This window comes from Methanococcoides seepicolus, assembly GCF_023684405.1.
Taxonomy (GTDB): domain Archaea; phylum Halobacteriota; class Methanosarcinia; order Methanosarcinales; family Methanosarcinaceae; genus Methanococcoides; species Methanococcoides seepicolus.
In genome coordinates this window covers 1-769 of sequence record NZ_JAGSOI010000149.1, presented here as the reverse complement: position 1 = coordinate 769, position 769 = coordinate 1, and the positions used below count along the sequence as shown (strand labels likewise).

1 pseudogene is annotated in these 769 nt (G+C 36.8%); it reads left to right on the top strand.

Annotation, left to right across the window (positions count from 1 at the left end):
• Window positions 1-769 (top strand): annotated as a pseudogene (locus KDK67_RS14155) (IS1-like element transposase); the annotation flags it as partial.

Below are 769 nucleotides of genomic sequence, written 5' to 3'. Positions count from 1 at the left end.
AAACGGGGACCAAAACCAAAATTTAATGATGTTGCTTGTCCTAATGAAGACTGTGAATACTATGGCCTTACTGGAAAAGGTAATGTTGTAGGTAATGGAACTTATCAGATCAAAGGTAAACGTATTAGAAAATACCTCTGCCGCAAATGCGGCAGGGTATTTTGTGATCGTACTAACACCTTCTTTTATGACCTTAGAAAGGATGAATCCATCATACTCTTAGCTTTGAAAATGTCTATAAAAGGAATGAGTATTGAAGCAATTGCTGATGTACTGGAAGTTCAGCCAGTCACGGTACGTAGCTGGTTATCCCGTGCAGCGATACAATGTGAAAAGGTACATCAAGAAAAGATGAAAAACCTGGATATTCCAAAGGTGGAGATGGATGAACTCTGGACAGTAGTTAAAAAAAAGTAGTTCCATCAACAATGAATTATGTCGATGATGATGGATCATGGCTGTGGGTGAGTTTTGCATCAAAATCCAGGTTAATAATCGATTTCATAATAGGGCCAAGAAAACAATACGTAGCAAACAAATTAGTGGAACTTACAGATAAATGTCTTTCAGAATCAAAACCACTTTTTATTTCAGATGGATTAAGATTCTATCCTGAAGCTCTTTTGAAAAAATATGGAAAAAGGAAAGAGTTTCCAAGAACAGGAATAAGAGGAAGACCTAAAATCCCAAAACTTGTCCCTGATAATAATCTCAGATATGCTCAGGTTATCAAAAAAAGAGAAGGTGGGAAGCTCCAGAAGGTTGAGAA